Genomic DNA, 18,504 nt, shown 5'->3' on the forward strand with positions numbered 1-18,504 from the left:
AATAAAGGGGTGAAACGAACCCCCGCCATACCTCGACTGAGGGCATCAGGCCGTCTTGCCCTCTGCCTGGGCATCCTCCTCGTCCTGGTCTTGGAGGTTGGTGTGTTCAACCTGTCCCACTGGCAATCCCTGGGAGGGCAGACCCCTGAAACATCCCGGCAGGCAGACACCGAACCCGAACTCGGTCCGGGTCTGGAGTCCCTTCCAGGTGGGGGTCTGATGGTCACGGACCCTGCCGGGGCTTGGATTCAGATCCCCGCTTCCACCCGTGGGGCGAAATTCGTCAAAGTAGAGACGTCCAAGGCAAAAGACGGCAATCACCACGAAGGCCATGTCCCCGGACGGGTCCATGTCCGACTGGATGCCAGGTATTCCCCCTCGGCAGGGTGGACCAGAGGCGGCAGCGGTATGGTGGTGTACCGATCAACCAGATCGCATTACCTGAGGAACACGGCCAAACCACCACAGACAGGGGCCCGACTGACCGCATTGCGGCTCTGGGTGGAAGAACCGGCAGAAACGCGACTGTCCATCAGAACCATGACTCCCGATGTCAGGGTTCCTCTGAACATCAATCCTGTGCGCCTGATCGCCATGGCGGCCCTAATCCTCCTGATTGCGGCCTTCCTGCCTGGTTCACGCCTCTGGAGGACACCGCTGAATACGAAATCACGGGGACAACGGCTGGCCCTGACCCTGGCCCTGGCTCCGCTGACCGTTTGGGCAATCTGCTCCATACTGAACGACCTGTCGACCTTCGTGCCCGGGGACTTCCACAATCCAGATTCCTACACCTACGACTTCAACCAATATGACCATGTGGCCCAGGCCCTTCTCCAGGGTCGCCCCTGGTTGGATCTTGACCAGGCACCAGGCCTGGCCACAGCCGAGAACCCCTATGACATCGTCACCAGGAACAATCTGTTGGCCCAGGATCAAAAACCCATTTACTGGGACTATGTCTATTGGAAGGGTCACTGGTACTCCTACTTCGGAGTCCTCCCCGCCATCCTCCTCTTCATGCCTTATCGGGTCCTGACCTCCCTCTTCCATCCCGGCGGGTACGCCCTGCCCACCTCGGCCGCAGCCTCCCTCCTGACCCTCCTGGCTACTGTCGCGATGGTCCTGGCGATCATCCGCCTCCTGGACCGTCACTTCCCGGGTATCAGCCTGGCCTCGACCATCCTGTCCCTGACAGCGATCCTGACCGGGTCGAACATCGCCTACCTCTGGTGCAGGAAGAACTTCTACACGGCGCCCTTTGCCGCAGGATTGCTCTTTGTGATGACCGGCCTATGGATCTGGCTCGGAGCCCGCAGGGTCCACTCGGTTGGGGGAGGAACCCGGATGTGGACCCTGGCAGATGGTGGCGAATGGCTCCATACCCCGAGAGCTCAGGAGCCAGGGTGGACACTGTCAAAGCCACGCGTATTCCTGGGGTCGCTCTGCATGGCGGCCACCCTGGGGTGCCGGCCCACTTTCATAGTGGCCGGTCTTCTGGCCATCCCCATCTTCTCCCAGGAAATCAAGGATATGGTGAGCTCCCTCCACCCTCGGACAGGGACCTCTTCAGCCAAGGAAGGAGTCGGGCCCTCACCAGCCGTTTCCGCCACCCTGCTCGGTACCGCCCTGCTTCCTCTGCTCATCGTGGCAGCCCCTCTACTCTGGTACAACCACTGGCGGTTCGGTTCCGCCCTGGATTTCGGCAACAGATACCAGATGACCGTTGTGGACCTGACCCGATATCATCCCGACCTTGGCAGCCTCCCCCGGCTTTTTGGTTATTACCTATTCCAGCCGCTGTCCACCAAGGCCTCCTTCCCCTTCCTGAGAACCTCACCCGCCCCCCTGAATGTATGGCACTACACCGAACCGGGCATCGGAGGGCTCCTGGTCACCACACCGGTGATCCTGGTCTGCCTGATTCTCCTCTGCTCAATCCGGGTGCGCCGAAATCTGAAGGACCGGAACCTGTACGGGCTGACCCTTCTGTCCATTCCCTTGGCTCTTCTGGTCATGATTATGGATGCCTACCTGGGTGGATTCTCCGACCGGTACATGATTGATTTCGCCTGGCTGCTGGCCCTGGTGGCGGTCGTGGTCATATCCTCCTGCGACCGGTCTGGTCAGGATACCCTGAGGAAACTGAACGGAACGGCAGGGTACACCGATCGGACGGATGGACCGGTCGGAAAACCGGTATCATTCCTTCTGACCTTGTCCTGCCTGGTATCCGTCCTGCTGATGACCGGATATGTTCTGGTCCTCCTCTCCCGTTTCGAGACCTCGATATTCTCCACCATCGAAGTCTGGTTCACCTGCCTGTAGCCCGGCGGAAACGGCATGCTCCATGAGCTGCCGTGCTGGATGGTGAAGCATACAGAGGGGCCGGCATCCACCTCATATGGGATGGATGCCGGCCCCTACCTCTTATCGGTTAACCGAATCTGTCCGGTCCTTACTCGCTCCCCCTAGAAGCCCCGGTCAGCCCTTGCTGTTCGATTGCCTTCTGGTAGTCGGTAATCATATCGGCGACCACGCTGTTGCCATCCCCTCCGGAGAGGGTGATGACCGAAGCCAGCGGCATGCTGTCGAAGAGCTTGGCCGTATTGGGATCATTGGGAAGGGGAACCTTTCCACCCTCAACGTGGGACTTCATGATCGGCCCACCGACCTGATCCTCACGCCATTCCTCCATGGTGGAATTGGAGTTGAGCCTGACAAAAAGCCCATCCCCGTCAAGGTCCACGTCCAGCTTGGAAACCAGGTCCCTGGAGGAGGTACCCACCTCGATGCCATAGGTGCCGGCCTCCACATGCCACTCATTCATGGCGGTCGACCAGTAAGCGAAGTCACGCTCATCCAGGTCCAAGCTGATCTCCTGGGATTCGCCCGTCTTGAGGAAGACCTTGGCGAAGGACTTGAGCTCGTGGGAGGGGCGACCCACCTTGGAAGCACAGGGAGCCACATAGACCTGGACGGTCTCAGCCCCATCGATACCCGAGGTATTGGTCACGGTCAGGTCGACCCGGACGGCATTGGGGCCGGTCTTCTCCACGCGGACATCCGAAATTTCGAAGGTCGAATAGGAAAGACCGAAACCGAAGGGGAAGGCAACCGGCTTATTGAAGGTGTCGTAGTAGCGATAGCCCACATAGATACCCTCCCCATAGCGCGAGTGTCCCTCCTCGCCGGGGAAGGAGGTGATGGAGGGATTGTCTTCCAGGCGCACGGGAATGGTCTCCGGCAGCCTGCCGGAGGGGTTGGCCCCACCAGTCAGAATGTCAACGACGGCCTGTCCGCCTGCCTGACCCAGGAGCCAGGATTCCAGAACCGCCTTGGCCTGGGGAAGCCAGTCCACTACGGAGACCACCGAACCGTTGGAAAGTACTACAACCACCTGGTCATTGACCTGGCTCACAGCCCTGAGAAGATCGAGCTGCTTGGTCGGCAAATCAATATCGGTGCGGTCGAACCCTTCGGACTCGGCGTCCTCGGGCAAACCGAGGAAGAGGACCACCTTATCGGCATCCGCCGCGGCCTTGACGGCCTGGTCGGTCAGGGACGGATCCTGGGGAGCCTCATCCAGGGTGAACCCTGGAACGAAGTCCACATCCATGCCCGTCTCCTTGAAGGAGTCCAGGGCCGTGGTGACCTTGGTGGGGGTGATGTGGGAGGAACCGCCACCCTGGTAGCGCGGGGTGCGGGCGAATTCGCCGATCAGAGCGACCTTTTCGCCCGGAGCCAGTGGAAGCACACCATCCTCGTTCTTGAGCATGACGATGGATTCCTGGGCGGCCCGGCGGGCCACCTGGTCATGGGCCTCCACGTCATACCGGTAGCCCTTCTGCGACATGGCGGGCTTGGCCTTCTCGATGAGGTCCAGAACCCCTTGGGCCATCCTGTCGAGCTGATCCTTATCCAGGTTTCCGGCCCTGACCGCCTCGACAACCTCATGGTCGCTGGCGGATGGCGGCATCTCAAGGTTGAGACCGGCACGAAGGGCCGCGGCCCTGTCATGCACGGCGCCCCAGTCCGACATGACCAGACCCTGATAACCCCACTCACCGCGCAGCACGTCGGTCAGCAGCCAGCGGTTCTCCGATCCATACACCCCGTTGAGCTTGTTGTAGGCGCACATGATGGTCCAGGGCTTGGCGTGCTTGACTACATACTCGAAGGCGGGCAGGTATATCTCGCGCAGGGTGCGCTCATCGATGTCGGAGCTGACCCTGAGACGATCGGTCTCCTGGTTGTTGGCAGCGAAGTGCTTCAAGGAGGTGCCCACGCCCTTGGATTGGACCCCATCGACCAGGCCTGCGGCCTGATGACCGGCCAGGACCGGGTCCTCCGAATAGTACTCGAAGTTGCGGCCCCCAAGCGGACTGCGCTTGATGTTGATGCCAGGGCCGAGGATAACGGCCACTTCCTCCTGGATGCACTCCTCACCCATGGCCTGCCCGACCTGATAGGTCAAATCCGGGTTCCAGGATGAGGCCAGGCCGGCGGTCGGCGGAAAGCAGGTGGCGGGGACGGAACCGTATACATCCGATCCTGTGGCCTTGCGCAACCCGTAGGGCCCATCCGTGATCATGTACTCCGGATAGCCCTGGTCCGGTACTCCTTGCAGGTGCCAGGCGTCCGAGCCGGAGGTCAGCGAGGCCTCCTTTTCGATATCCAGATCCTTGGCTTGTAGATGCTTGTCAGTGGTCATAGTGGTTCTTCCTTTCAGACTGCGGCAGTTCGACGATGATGTGCCCAGCTTATTTCACCTTACGAATCATCATGATGAAAACGGTACCCAGGAGGAGGCAGATGATGGCTCCGGGGAAGACCATCCGATACCCGCCGAAGATGCCGATGACGGCCGTGGTGCAGACCGGGGCCAGCACCTGCCCGATCGTGTTCGACAGGTTGAGGATGCCCAGGTCCTTACCTGCCTCTTCCCCGTTGGGCAGCACATCAACGTTCAAGGCCTGATCGACGGACATATAGCAACCGTTGCCCAGGCCGGCAAGAGCACCGTAGATGTACATGCCCATGGCGTTGGGCATGAAGATCGGGAAGAGCATGCCCACGGCGATGACAACACTGCTGGCAGCCACGATGATTTTGCGTCGTTGCAGGTAGTCCGAGAGCGGCCCGGATACGGCTGCCGCCAGGATAGTCGTGATTGTGGTGATGACGGCAAGAATCTTCATGGTCGAAGAGGCCACGTCATCATTCATATTGCAGTACTTCTGCAAAATGTAGAGCTGGTACCCGATGATCATATAGCAACCAAGAACGAAGGCGAGACGGCCGAATAGGGCCAGATAGAAGTCACGGCAGTTCTTGGTCGGCGGAATGAAGGACCTGGCTACGTCGGCCCAGGAGCGTTCCGCCCTGTTGCTGGCTGCCGACGCCTCACGGGGCCAGACCAGAACCGTTACGATGCCCGAGAAGAAGAAGATGACCATCCCGATGGCGAATCCGGTGGAGGCATTCTTCAGGAAGTAGCTGCCGATGAAGTTGCCCAGCTGGGTGCCCACGACCATGCTGGCACCGTAGAGGGAGGAGAAGGTTGCCCTGGTTGCTTCTGGAATCCTGTCCGAGAGAACGGCCACAGCCGGCGCAATCAGGCAGTTGATACCGACCTGGACTATGCACCAGCCCACGATAATGGGCCAGAGGGTATGGGACTGGAAGACGATGAAGAATCCGACCGCTCCGATGATGCCGCCCAGAACAATCCAGGGTGTGCGCTTGCCCAGTTTGAACCGGGACATGTCAGACAGGGCCCCGAAGAGGATATTCGCTATCAGGGCGAAAACACAGCCGATGGAGTTCATGGTGCCAAGGGCGGCCTCGGCGCTGACTCCCGGAATCGTGTTGAAGACCTGAGGTAGAAGCACTCCGGATCCCATGGCGAAGGGTGTGGCCCACAATATGGATATGAGGGCAAATCCGACGGCGAAGCGACCCTTCTCCGAGGTGGTGAGTTTCCTACCTGAATCCGGCGCCAGTGTCGGATCAATGGTCGCACCGACCACTGCATCAGCAGACGGTGTCAGGAAATCCTCATCCCCTTGTATTGAATTGTGCATGATTCGATACCCCTTGTTATTTTGCTACATTGCAATCATCACGGCTCAACTTTGAGCCCTTACTTGCCTTTCCCCTTTCGGAAATAGTCAACTCTTCAATCTCACACTATCGAGAGAGCGAAATCAACAACAGGCGGGACCATTTACAGCAATTCGCTGATAGCTGAACTCACTGCCTGGATATTCCGTTGGAATTCCGTGGCTCTCGGAAGAAGAGAAAGAGCAAGATATCCGTTGCTCGGCATGTCGAAGAAGTACCCAGGCTGGCCGGTCAACCCGTAAGAGTGAATCAGATGAAGAATCAGCTCATCCTCGTCGATGACGGCGGGGAACCGTAAGAGGACGTTCCATCCGGCCTCGGGCCTGAGCAGGGATATACACGAATCCCCCTCGCTCAGAAGGCCGCGCACCTGGTCCAGGTTGCCTCGGATCCGATCGCCCACGCGGCGCGTCTGGACGGGGACGGCATCGAGCATGGTCCCCATCCGGTCGGTAATCAGTTGACTCATGGGCAGGTAGTCATCGGCAATTAAATCCAGGCGACGCTTGGCTTCGGCCACCTGGCTTTCCGGCCCTGAAACCTGAATCCACCCTACCTTGGCATGGGGAGCGGCCAGACTCTTGGAGAACCCATCCAAGGCAAACGTCAGGACACGGTCCTCTCCCGCCAGCCGGGCCCGTCCGGGCAAGGAATCCAGAGGATAGTCATAGAAGACCTCGTCGGCGATGATGGCCACCCCATGCTCACTGCAGAGGTCAAGGATGGCTCCACGTTCCTCAGGATGCACATATGACCCGGTGGGGTTATTGGGGTTGATGAGGACAATGGCCCGAATCCTCTCCCCCGCAGGCCCCTCCAGAGCCTGCCTGACGCTTGCCAGGTCCAGGGCCCAAGACCCGTCATAGGAAAGACGGTAAGGCATGGTCCTCACGCATTCGAGGCCGGCGATGGACTCGATCAGCGGGTATCCCGGCCGGGGTTCCAGGATGATGTCTCCGGGGTCGCACAGGAGCTTCATCAGCCAGGAATAAGCCTGGGAGGTAGAGGAGAGCAGATAAAGATCGTCGGGATTCACAAGCAGCTGCTCGAGAGAACTCGAACGAGAAGATGAAAGCCTCAAAGGCCCTGAATCGGCATACGTCGCCACCGATGATATCGGGGCTGCCCAGGGTTGTTCGGATGGCAATCCGGCTGACCCGTCTCTGCCGCAAGCCTCACCCGAACTGCGTGAAGAAAGGAAGGAGGCCAGATCAATACGGGCCTGGAGGGGGCCCCTGGGCTGTGCCTGGTACGTCTGCGGCAGGAAATCCGGAGACAGTCCGAACCTTGTCGGGTTGGAGTCGTTGAGCCCTCCTAAGCGAATCCCCATAGCCCTGGACCGTGCTTCGGCCAAGGCTATGGGGTTGGGATGCTCAGGACCAGTGCGATGGGAGAAACGCACCGCACCGTCGTTTTCGTCCCCCGAGGTCACCCCAGATGCTTCTGCTGGAGATCGGCCAGGTATGCGGCACCAACGATGCCTGCCTGATTGCGCAGCTTGGCGGCCACGATAGGCGTTTCGATCTCGATGTGGGGCAGGAACTTCTCGCTCATCCTGCTCACGCCGCCACCCACAACGAAGAAGTCAGGGTTGAGGTAGTGCTCAAGCAGACGGTAGTACTTGGTCAGGCGATTCGCCCACTTCTTGTAACTGAGCTTCTTGCGGTCACGGACCGAGGAGGCCGCATACTTCTCGGCGTCCTTACCGTCCAGATCCAGGTGACCCAGCTCGCTGTTGGGAATAAGCACACCGTTGTATATAAGTGCCGTACCGATGCCGGTGCCCAGGGTGGTGGCAATGACCAGACCCTTCTGCCCCTTGGCGGCGCCGTACTGCACCTCGGCAAGGCCAGCCGCATCCGCATCGTTGACCACGGTGATGGGCCTCCCGCAGGCCTCAGAGAAGACGGCCTCCACGTCGGCACCCACCCAGGACTGATCCAGGTTGGCCATGAAGTTCAGCGGTTGTCCGGGCTTGACCGGGGCGGGGAAGGCCACGCCCACGGGGATATCATCAGTGACTTCGAACTGGTCCAGGAGCTGCTTGACCACCGCGCCCACCGCCTCAGGGGTGGAGTGCTCCGGAGTGAGAATCTTCTTGCGGGGCTCGGCAAAGTCGCCAACGGTAAGATCAACCGGGGCAGCCTTGATGCCGGATCCGCCGATATCCACTCCAAAAGCCTGCGCTGTATCAATCATTGCTGCTCCTTCAGGTGCTGACTAGTTAGGATGACGAACCGGCACGTAGGAATTGTACCCCATAGCATGACTTGATTCCCCCGACCCCGATGGATTACACCCAGGCAAGGGGTGGAACCATCAACCCTCATTGAGCAGTATATAGGTGGATAATGGGCAATATGACAGAACACACCCAACTCATCGACGCACTGAATGTACGCATCACCACCAGGCACTACGACCCCTCCCCCATCGACATGGACACAATCCGGCAGCTATCCAGCACCCTGAACGCGATCAACATGCTGAGCGGCCTGGATATCCAGCTGGTGACCGATGCACCCGACGTATTTTCGGAAGTCAATACCTCCGGGCACTTCGCCAACGCCGCCAACTACCTGGCCCTGGTCGGCCCTAGGGGCGACCTGGAGAGCATGGAAAAAGCGGGTTTCTATGGTCAGCGTCTGGTCCTGACGGCCACCCTGTACGGACTGGGAACCGGTTGGGTGGCCGGGAGCTGGGACAGCGAGGCGGCTCAGCGGTACTGCCGCGTAACACCCAGTCAAGATCTCTATCTGGGCATCACCTTGGGCAACTCGGCCACAGAGGCGGACTATGGAAATCAGGATTACGACCAGCTATGTCAACGCCAGGCCAGGCACAGGCCATCCAAGTCCTATGAGGAACTGACAGCCCCCATGAGCCAGGAAGACAGGGCTTCGGCCCCGGACTGGTTCAAGTCCGGGGTGAACGCGGCCGCCAAGGCTCCGTCGAGCATGAATGGTCAACCCATCCTCTTCACCTGGGACCGGGAATCGGGCGATGCCCTTGCCCGCCTGGATGATTCCGCGGAGACCGGCTCGCCAGTCGACCTGGGCATAGCAAAGCTCAACTTCCAGATCGGGGCCGGTGGCGGCACCTGGGTATGGGGCAACGAAGGCCACTTCATCAGGGCCTGAATCTCCAACCCTGCATGGGAATTGTGGCAGGACCACCGTGTAGGGTTGTGCGCCATGACCAATGGAGCATCATCAGCAGTATTGAACAACCTTGACCCCGATTCCACCGGCCGGGTGACCCTCTTCCTGACCCGGCACGGCAGGACCACAGCAAACAGCATGCGCCTGATGCAGGGGTGGTCCGACTTCCCCCTGACCAAGGAGGGCAGGGAGGGTGTCCGCCGGTTCGGGCGGGGACTACGGGGAATACACTTTGTTTCCGCCTGGTGCGGCAACCTGACCCGCCATTACGACACAGCCCGCGAAGCCCTGGATGCTTCCGGCCAGAGTGATCTTCGAATTCAAGTGGATCCCGACCTGCGTGAGGACAACTTCGGCAGCTATGAGGGCCGCGACGAAATCGAAACGCTGACGACCGTCTGCAATTACATGGGGTATGAGAACCGCGACCAGCTGCGCGAGGCCAAGGGTCGGATGATATCGGCCTACATGCAGGACGCCTTCCACCGACTGGACCTGGAAAATCCGCTGGGCACCGATCTGGCTCCGGAGGACAGGGCCGAGACCACCGAGCAGGTCCTGACCCGTATGAAGAGGGCCCTGACCGGCATCGGTGAGGATGCACTGGCCCGCGGCGGAGGCAACGTGCTGGTCGTCAGCTCCGGCATGTCCCTCCAACAGTTCCTGATCACCCTGGGAGACGACATCGACGTACCCGACATGGCCAACACGTCGGTCACCAAGGTCGCCTATGCCAACGGCAGGTTCAGCCTGGCCGGGCCGCTGGCCTCCATGGAGTATTTCCAGGCCGGCGGGGAAGAGTAGGCAAACCGCTCTCCCCCGACTCCGGCAGGTTACTTCTGGAGCGGCTCCATGGGCTTCCAATCCGGATCGTGGAGGATCTTGCGCGAATCCACCCACCCCTGGATGATTTTGGGAATGCCGGTCATGAGGTGCCCCCGGTCCACGGCCAGGAGGCGGATGACCTCTTTGGCGGCCGTCGCCATGGTTCCCAGGGCGAAAGCCAGAGGGCGGTAGTCACCGTGGAGCATGAAGTACCTGGCCATGTACCCGCGGTTTCGCATGATGTGATAGCGGTTGATGTCCGAGGTGGAATTCAGCTGACGGATACCGCCCATGTCCCAATTGTCGATGTTTCTGGTCCGCCGCATGACCACGTCGCTGACCTGTACCGCCCTGGTCACCTTGCTGGACAGATACCCGTACACCGTGTCATCCCAGTAGATGAAGAACCTGGGGTCGGGCAGTCCGATCTGCTCAACCACCGTGCGCGAGAAGAGGGCACCCTCAAAGCACATGGTGTTCATCGGTCTGTATCCCGATGAATCGAAGGCAGCCGGGGCAACGGGGTCCGGAATGCCCATGGGAACGATGAAATGGTACTGCCAGTAGAAGGGTCCACCGTCGTAGTCCAGGCGAGACCCCTGGATGACCTGGAAACGGTCGGTCCACTTGGACAGGCGCTCCAGCCCCTCAGGTTCCACGGCCACATCGTCATCCATGACCCAGAACCACTGTGCGCCAAGACGGTAGGCCTTGCCCACACCGGCCGAGTACCCACCGGCACCACCACCATTGTGCTCCTGAGGAAGGTAGACCACCCGGTGCTCACCGCCCTGACCGTCCACGACGGTCTTCCCCCAGAGTCGATCGATCTGCTCGGAGAATGCCTCAACCATCTGCCGGGTCCGGTCGGAATTCTCATTGTCCACCACAACAATCCGCCAGGGGGCGACGGTCTGGCTGAGGATGGACTCGAAAAGATTGGACAGGAGTTCCTGCCGTTTGTAGGTCACGACGACCATGGCGACCTTGTCTATCACTTTTTCCATGCCTCCATTGTTGCACCTCCGGAGACCGAACAGGCGAGCGCGGCGGAACATCCGCAGGATGTACTCCCCGCAGTGTGGGTATCGATCCGTATTGGGCCGATGTGTCATTGGATACAGAGGTTTGACCTCCATATGGCCCACTGCTAGATTGAAACCGTCAAGTTTCAGGGAAGGTGAGAGTCCTTACTGGCGGTATCCGGTTGCAATCCGGGAGCCCGCGACCCGCGCGAGCGGTGGATATCGGTGAGAGTCCGAAGCCAACGGTTACAGTCCGGATGAAAGAAACGAGGCTCTATATGAGCATGCCTTCGCATACCGAAAACCAGGAACACCACGATGCGAATCTCGGTGGGTCCTTCGAATCCCACTCAACGACGGCAGGACGAGGAGGACGTTGGTCAACCAAGCGCATCTCCATATACGCCCTCTTCGTGGCCTTGACCATCGTCCTGAGCTATGTTTCCATTCCGATTTTCCCTGCTGCCCCCTTTCTGAAGTATGACCCTTCCGGAATCGTGGTCCTGGTGGCAGGATTTGCTTTCGGTCCCTTGGCCGCCGCCGTCGTCGGCACTCTCGGATTCGTGCCCCACATCTTCAGTAATCCCTTCGGGGCCCTGATCGCCATCATCGTCGCCCTGGCCCTGGGGCTGCCGGCGGCCTTCATCTACAAGCGGATCCGCACTCGAAAGGGTGCGGTCATCGGCATTCTGGTCGGATCGGTGGCGGGTCTGGCTGCCGCCATACTCTGCAATGTGATCATCACCCCCATATACGCCCACATGAGCTTCCAGCAGGTTCTAGGCATGATCATCCCCGTCCTCCTGCCCTTCAACCTCATGAAGTTCGCAATCCACGGGGTCATCACCTTCCTGATCTACAAGCCCATCTCAGTCCTGGTCAACCACTGAACATCCCTGACAGTTCCGGAACAGCTTCCTCAGCAGGGATTGGACGAACCGTGAGTTATAAACCGGTACAGACGATTCGGGACGACGAACCCTTGGCCGTCCTGGACGAGGTCTCTTTCAGCTATGACCAGGGTCGAACCTGGGTACTCGACCATGTGAGCCTGACCATCCATCGAGGAGAACGGGTTGCCGTCGTCGGGGCCAATGGGTCAGGCAAGTCAACCCTTGCCCTCCTGCTGGCCGGCGCCCTGGCACCTGACCGGGGACGCATCAAGCTGAGAGGGCAGGTTGTATTCGACTCCGCCCGCCCCTGGGCCGAACGGGTGGACACCGATGCCTACCGCCAGGTCAGGGAAGGCATCGGGATGGTGTTCCAGAATCCGGAGGATCAGATAGTCACCACCGTCACTGAGGATGACGTTGCCTTCGGACCGGAGAATCAGGGCATGGCACGACCTGCCATGCAGGCGTCCGTCGTGAGGTCTCTCAAGGAGGTCGATCTGTCCGGCCGCGAACGGTCTGACCCGACCAGGATGTCCGGCGGCCAGCAGCAGCGGGTCTCCATTGCCGGTGCCCTGGCCATGGACCCTGACATGTTGGTGATGGACGAGCCGTGCGCCATGCTGGACTCGTCCGGTCGAAGCAGAATCTCCGCCATCATGGCCACCATGGCCGAGCAGGGTAAGACGGTGGTTCACATCACCCATCATCTCGACGAGGCCGGCACTGCCAGCAGGGTGATTGTCCTCGATCAGGGTCGCATCATCGCCGACGGTCCTCCCGACCAGGCGCTGCCCACCCTGTACCGGCAACTCAACACCGACTCCCCCGCATCAGCGGCAAGTGGGCATGTAGCCGAGTGGGATGCCGACACATCAGGGGTCGGTTCGGGTCTGCGCAACGAGCACCGGCACGACACCTCCGACGAAGAGGAACCCGCTGTGGAGGCCAAGGGCCTTTCCTACAGGTTCGGTGAGGGAAGACGCCAGGTGGTGGATCACCTTGACCTGAGACTGGAAAAGGGACGGACACTGGCCGTACTAGGACCCAACGGTTCCGGCAAATCGACCCTTGCCCGGTTGACCTGTGCGCTGATTCGCCCGACCGGAGGGGATCTCTCAGTAGCGGGTATACCGCTGACCGTTGAGGGAAACACCCCACGACGGGCCCGCAAACGTCGGCTCGGCATGCTGCGGCAGCGGGTGGGATATGTGATGCAGAAGCCCGAACACCAGCTCTTCGCCGAAACCGTGGCGCAGGATGTGGCTTACGGCCCCAGCAATCTCGGTTTCGACAAGGACGCTACTGCCTTACGCGTGAAACAGGTTCTCACCATGTTGGGATTGGAAGGGCTGTCCGACCGCTCCCCCTTCGACCTTTCAGGTGGTCAGCAGCGCCTGGTCGCCTTGGCTGGTGTTCTGGCCTCATCTCCGAAGATTCTGGTACTGGACGAGGTGACGGCCGGTCTGGATCCCAAGGCGTCCGAAACCATCATGACCGTGTTGGAGCGCCTCCAAGGTGAGGGTGTGACGATCATTCTCATCACCCATGACGAAGAAGAGGTCATCCGCCTGGCCGACCAGGCCCTCCTCATGGACCAGGGACACGTGGTCTCGCACGGCGATGTGGAGAAGGTCCTCAAGGATTACCACGACCTACGGGCCCATATCAGCTCTTCGGGAAACCACAAGGAGGACTCCGGGACCGAACAAATCGAAGAACCAGCATCCGAGAGCAAGGCAAAAGGCCAGGCGGACAGGCCTTCCCTGATTGCTCGCCTGGATCCCCGAGCCAAGATGGTCTGTTTCCTGATGCTCATGGTCACCTCCTTCTTCATCGGAACTGGGCTACAGCTCATCCTGGGGGCGTTGGTCACTCTGGCAATCATCATGGCAGCGCGAATATCCCCGCTGAAATTGGCGAAATCGGTCAGTGGACTCCTGGCCCTCCTGGTAATGGTCGCCGTGCTGAATCTCCTGGTCGCCCGCGACGGCACCGCCCTGATCCGATGGGGACCATTGGTTATTACCGACCAGGGGCTATGGGCCGCTCTGGTATACACCTGCCGGTTTGGCCTTGTCCTCATCCTGGGGGCCATCCTGCTCATGACCACAACGCCGACACAGATGACCGATGCCTTCGAATCCCTCCTCTCCCCCTTGGGCAAGCTCGGAGTCCATACCAGCGAGATATCCCTGGTCCTCTCCCTGGCCCTGCGGTTCATCCCCACCCTGGTTCGGGAGATGCAATCCATCCGCGAAGCCCAGGCCGCCAGAGGCGGGAGCATCGAAAGTGGCAGCCCCTCCCGACGGGCTCGGGCCATGGCCGCCATCATCATACCGGTCTTCGCCGCCGCCCTGCGCCATGCAGACAATCTGGGGCAGGCACTGGACGCCCGCTCCTACCAAGGCGGGAAGGGCCGCACCCACTACCGGGTCTCCCGGATGCACGGCATAGACTACGGGTTCGTCACTCTGGTCGCCGTCTACTTCGTCCTCCTGGTGGTCCTGATTTTCCTCTGACATGCATGTGCGGAACTTCCGTGTCTCGGTAGGCTAAGCGCCATGCAAAAAGGGACGGAACCGTTACGGTTCCGTCCCTTCCTGACTACAATCTGCTTGCCGCGGCCGGCAGTACGGTTTCAGCGGGAACTCATGTCACTCCTGCACAGGGGCTCCGTCAGACCCGGAACCCGGCAGCTCGGATGATTCACTGTCCGCCTGTTCCGGCTGGGCAAGGTCAGAGTCCGAATCATCCTCGGTCGAGGTGGAAACCTGAGCACGTACCAGCTCTGGCTCCCGCTCCCCTGATGCATCCTCGTCCCCACCTTCGAAGGGCACACCCTTGAAGGTGAACTCGCCGAGGATACCCTCACCTTCGGCATCCACACGGACCGACTCATTGTCTTTGAGTTCGCCCATTAGTATCTTCTCAGAGATGGCATCCTCTATGTCACGCTGGATGACACGACGCAGGGGCCGGGCACCGAGGAGCGGGTCGAAGCCCTTCTCCGCCAGAAGATCCTTGGCCTTGGCGCTCAGATCCAGCGACATATGACGCTCGAAGAGACGGTCATTGAGCTGGTTGACATCCAAATCCACGATCTGGCGCACCTGGGGTTCGGTCAGCTGCTGGAAGACGATGATATCGTCCAGACGGTTCAGGAACTCGGGCCTGAACTGCTGCTTGAGCTCACTGGTCACCTGGTCCTTCATCCGCTGATATGAGGTCTCGGTGTTGCCCGAAGCGTTGAAGCCGGTGTTGGCCGCCTTGGCGATGTCACGGGTACCCAGGTTGGTGGTCAGGATGATGATGGTGTTCTTGAAGTCCACCGTCCGTCCCTGCCCATCGGTCAGGTGCCCATCATCCAGGACCTGGAGGAGGGTGTTGAAGATGTCCGGGTGGGCCTTCTCGATCTCATCGAAGAGGACCACGGAGAAGGGCTTGCGACGGACCTTCTCGGTCAGTTCGCCACCCTCCTCGTATCCGACGTACCCCGGAGGGGCACCGAAGAGCCTGGAAGCCGCGTACTTCTCCGAGAACTCCGACATGTCGACGCGAATCAAGGCGTCCTCATCGTCGAAGAGGAACCGGGCGAGGGACTTGGCCAGCTCGGTCTTGCCCACACCGGTCGGGCCGGCGAAGATGAAGGAACCGGCGGGACGCTTGGGATCCTTGAGGCCGACTCGGGTGCGACGGATGGAGCGCGACAGGGCGGAAACGGCCTCATCCTGACCGATGATCCGCTTGTGGAGCTCCTTCTCCATGCCCAGAAGCTTCTTGGACTCGGCCTGGGTGAGTTTGAAGACCGGAATTCCTGTGGTCGAAGAGACCACCTCGGCGATGACATCCTCATCCACAACCATCTTGACATCGGACTCGCCCTGGCGCCAGGCCTTCTCCTTCTCCTTGCGCTCGGCCTCAAGCTTTTCCTGGCTGTCGCGCAGTTCAGCGGCCTTTTCGAAGTCCTGGTCCTTTATGGCCTGATCCTTCTGGGCAGAGACCTTATCGACCTTGGCATCCAGTTCCTTGAGCTCAGGCGGTGCGGTCAGACGCTTGATTCGAAGCCGGGCACCGGCCTCATCAATCAGGTCGATGGCCTTGTCGGGCAGGTTACGGTCCTGGATATACCTGGAGGACAGTTCCGCAGCCGACTGCAGGGCCTTGTCGGTGATGGTGACGTGGTGGTGGTGCTCGTAGCGACCACGCAGACCTTTGAGTATCTCAATGGTCTGGGCGATGGTCGGCTCGGAGACCTGGATGGGCTGGAACCGCCTCTCCAGGGCCGCATCCTTCTCGATGTACTTGCGGTACTCGTCGGTGGTGGTGGCACCTATGGTCTGGAGCTCGCCACGGGCCAACAGGGGCTTGAGCATATCGGAGGCACCCAGGGCACCGTCCGCGGAGCCGGCACCGACGATGGTGTGAATCTCGTCGATGAAAAGGATGATGTCGCCGCGGGTCTTGATCTCCTTGAGGACCTTCTTCAGCCGCTCTTCGAAATCACCCCGGTATCGGGAACCGGCCACCATGGAGCCGAGATCAAGAGAATATACCTGCTTGCCCCTCAGGGTCTCCGGAACGTCACCCTCATGAATCTTCTGCGCGAGACCTTCGACCACGGCCGTCTTGCCCACACCGGGCTCGCCAATCAGGACCGGGTTGTTCTTGGTGCGCCTGGACAGGACCACCATGACCCGCTCTATCTCGTTGGCACGCCCAATGACCGGGTCAAGTTTGCCTTCGGCGGCTTCCTGGGTCAGGTTTCGGCCAAACTGGTCAAGGATGGCGGAACCGGTCTGCCCGCCCTTGTTCTGCACCCCACCAGCATTGGCCAGGTCGCCCTTGCCGGACTCCCCGCCCTCGTGGTTGCCGCGAATCATGTCAATCGTGGCTGTCCGCAGGTCTCCCAGGTCCACGCCCATCTTGATCAGGACCTGGGTGCCGACGCCCTCGCCCTCTCGAATAAGGCCCAGCAGAATGTGCTCGGTACCGATGTAGGAGTGTCCCAGCTGCAGAGCCTCCCTGAGTGAGAGCTCCAAAACCTGCTTGGCATGTGGTGTAAAGGGAATATGCCCATTGGGAGCGGCATTGCCCTTGCCGATCATTTCCTCGACCTGCTTGCGGGTCGCTTCTAGTTCAACACCCTTGGAAGCCAGGGCCTTTGCGGCAACACCGTCCCCCTCACGGATCAGGCCCAGCAGGAGGTGCTCGGTGCCGATGTAATTGTGCTGAAGGGTGCGGGCCTCTTCCTGCGCCAGCACAATCACCCGCCGCGCACGGTCGGTAAACCGTTCGAACATACTTGTCCTTCCCTTTGATCTGTACCTCACTCTACAGATTCGCGGTGACGTTTATTCTCGGCCTGCCCCTGATTGCGCTCTCAACGCAAAGCGTTGGAATATCAGGCCTTAACCCAGGTGTTCCAACCAGGGATTCCTATTCCAGTCCGGACTCGGCCTCATCCTCTTCGGCGGTCAGCTCCTCCATCAGCTCCACCTCGGGCCGCTCCTCACGGGGCTTCTGGCGGACCACATCAATATGAAGGTCATCAAAGGCAGGCTCGGACTGGACCCATAGGTGGGTATCCTCCTGGGGCAGAATCTCCGAGTGTTCCCCACAGCCATGGTCCAGGGACACCACCCGCCCGTCATCGGGGCTCCACCGATTGGCACAGACGGCAAACATGGTGCCCAGCTCCCCCTTGAGGGGAATCAGGAACCCACAGGTTTCACAGGCATTGCCCTTGGCCGTCCTTGTCGACAGGGACTTGGGGCCATGCTGCCCCTCATACCAACGCTTGGCTGTAGCTGCTCGCGCCTCGGCGGTCATGACGTGACGGCGGCTCAGGATCAACTCGTCGACGACCTCTTCCAAGTCCTCTTGAGAGGTCTGTGGGTCGCCTTCATCATCCAGATCCGGATCACCTTCCGCCGCTGACTGACCGGTGCCGGATTCATCGTCGATGCGGAAAACGGCACCTGACCCGCCCTCATCATTCTTGGTAGCGGTCTCCTGACCCGGATTCGATTCAGGGTCCGATTCCGTCTCCTGGTCAGAGGGCTCCTCGACCTGGGGAGCCTCGTATCCCTTGACAAGTCTCGGGTCATCCGGGTCGGTCCCCATGGCATCGGTCACGCTCAGGTCGGAGGGAAGCAGCCGATCCTTCCAGGGAATCCACTTGGGCGGTTGCAGGGCTTCGGCCGAGGGAATGAGGGAGGACTCATCAACGGTCCAGGTATCTGCATCCTGGTCATGATAGAGGGTCACCGACCACTGCCAACCCTCATACCCGGTGATATGGGAGTCGAACCGGTAGTCGTACACACCGTCCTCAAGCATGGTGCTGGTGATGAAATCGCCCACCTCGGAACTCTTGGAGGCCACACTCAAAGCCACGCTCCTGGCCAGTTCCTCGGGGTCAAAATCCACTTCAGCCATGTATCACACCTTCATACTCTGATGGGCCCGGCACCA

Annotated in this window: 13 protein-coding genes and 1 riboswitch; of the genes, 5 read left to right on the forward strand and 8 right to left on the reverse strand. The window is 60.2% G+C overall.

Translation table 11 applies throughout. The features are described from left to right. Positions 1 to 45: 45 nt before the first annotated feature. On the reverse strand, positions 46 to 351 hold the full coding sequence (locus tag H3V08_RS03860) for a hypothetical protein (RefSeq protein WP_198181659.1): 306 nt from the start codon (positions 349 to 351) through the stop codon (positions 46 to 48). A 57-nt stretch (positions 352 to 408) separates the two neighbouring features. Here H3V08_RS03860 and H3V08_RS03865 point away from each other — a divergent pair, with 57 nt between their 5' ends. After that, positions 409 to 2,328 (forward strand): hypothetical protein, encoded by a 1,920-nt coding sequence (locus tag H3V08_RS03865; protein WP_198181660.1) that lies wholly within the window; start codon positions 409 to 411, stop codon positions 2,326 to 2,328. Between the two features lie 130 nt (positions 2,329 to 2,458). Here the strand turns inward: H3V08_RS03865 and H3V08_RS03870 are convergent, their stop codons facing one another. The 4 genes from H3V08_RS03870 to ppgK all read right to left on the reverse strand — a co-directional run bounded on the left by H3V08_RS03870 (position 2,459) and on the right by ppgK (position 8,325). Then, a complete protein-coding gene (locus H3V08_RS03870) occupies positions 2,459 to 4,714 on the reverse strand; it encodes an exo-alpha-(1->6)-L-arabinopyranosidase (RefSeq protein ID WP_198181661.1) in 2,256 nt (751 codons plus the stop codon). Positions 4,715 to 4,763: 49 nt separating this feature from the next. Beyond that, on the reverse strand, positions 4,764 to 6,086 hold the full coding sequence (locus H3V08_RS03875; protein ID WP_232340109.1) for an MFS transporter: 1,323 nt from the start codon (positions 6,084 to 6,086) through the stop codon (positions 4,764 to 4,766). A 143-nt stretch (positions 6,087 to 6,229) separates the two neighbouring features. Next, complete coding sequence (locus H3V08_RS03880) at positions 6,230 to 7,528, reverse strand: pyridoxal phosphate-dependent aminotransferase (protein ID WP_442859355.1); 1,299 nt, start codon at positions 7,526 to 7,528, stop codon at positions 6,230 to 6,232. A gap of 26 nt (positions 7,529 to 7,554) precedes the next feature. Continuing rightward, positions 7,555 to 8,325 carry a polyphosphate--glucose phosphotransferase gene (gene ppgK / locus H3V08_RS03885; RefSeq protein ID WP_033490366.1) on the reverse strand — a complete coding sequence of 257 codons (771 nt, stop codon included), beginning with the start codon at positions 8,323 to 8,325 and terminating at the stop codon, positions 7,555 to 7,557. 161 nt (positions 8,326 to 8,486) lie between these two features. On the opposite strand from ppgK, the gene H3V08_RS03890 reads away from it, so the two are divergent. Then, on the forward strand, positions 8,487 to 9,266 hold the full coding sequence (locus tag H3V08_RS03890; protein WP_198181663.1) for a nitroreductase family protein: 780 nt from the start codon (positions 8,487 to 8,489) through the stop codon (positions 9,264 to 9,266). Between the two features lie 81 nt (positions 9,267 to 9,347). Next, a complete protein-coding gene (locus H3V08_RS03895; RefSeq protein WP_198181664.1) occupies positions 9,348 to 10,091 on the forward strand; it encodes a histidine phosphatase family protein in 744 nt (247 codons plus the stop codon). A 29-nt stretch (positions 10,092 to 10,120) separates the two neighbouring features. On the opposite strand, the gene H3V08_RS03900 is transcribed toward H3V08_RS03895, so the two are convergent. Then, complete coding sequence (locus tag H3V08_RS03900) at positions 10,121 to 11,119, reverse strand: glycosyltransferase (protein WP_232340110.1); 999 nt, start codon at positions 11,117 to 11,119, stop codon at positions 10,121 to 10,123. Between the two features lie 156 nt (positions 11,120 to 11,275). Further along, positions 11,276 to 11,410: riboswitch (FMN riboswitch) on the forward strand. Between H3V08_RS03900 and H3V08_RS03905 the strand changes: the two genes are divergently transcribed. Next, the gene (locus tag H3V08_RS03905; RefSeq protein WP_198181665.1) at positions 11,395 to 12,027 is read left to right on the forward strand and encodes an ECF transporter S component; all 633 of its coding nucleotides are present in this window, start codon (positions 11,395 to 11,397) and stop codon (positions 12,025 to 12,027) included. (Overlaps the previous riboswitch by 16 nt.) A gap of 50 nt (positions 12,028 to 12,077) precedes the next feature. Then, positions 12,078 to 14,549 carry an energy-coupling factor transporter ATPase gene (locus tag H3V08_RS03910; RefSeq protein WP_198181666.1) on the forward strand — a complete coding sequence of 824 codons (2,472 nt, stop codon included), beginning with the start codon at positions 12,078 to 12,080 and terminating at the stop codon, positions 14,547 to 14,549. A 135-nt stretch (positions 14,550 to 14,684) separates the two neighbouring features. Here the strand turns inward: H3V08_RS03910 and H3V08_RS03915 are convergent, their stop codons facing one another. Together H3V08_RS03915 and H3V08_RS03920 are read right to left on the reverse strand one after the other, a co-directional pair. Further along, on the reverse strand, positions 14,685 to 17,330 hold the full coding sequence (locus H3V08_RS03915; protein ID WP_198181667.1) for an ATP-dependent Clp protease ATP-binding subunit: 2,646 nt from the start codon (positions 17,328 to 17,330) through the stop codon (positions 14,685 to 14,687). Between the two features lie 136 nt (positions 17,331 to 17,466). Then, positions 17,467 to 18,468 (reverse strand): DUF3027 domain-containing protein, encoded by a 1,002-nt coding sequence (locus H3V08_RS03920; protein ID WP_198181668.1) that lies wholly within the window; start codon positions 18,466 to 18,468, stop codon positions 17,467 to 17,469. Positions 18,469 to 18,504 lie beyond the last annotated feature (36 nt).

Origin of the sequence: Bifidobacterium sp. M0307 (assembly GCF_016100445.1) — a bacterium.
Lineage (GTDB): Bacteria > Actinomycetota > Actinomycetes > Actinomycetales > Bifidobacteriaceae > Bombiscardovia > Bombiscardovia coryneformis.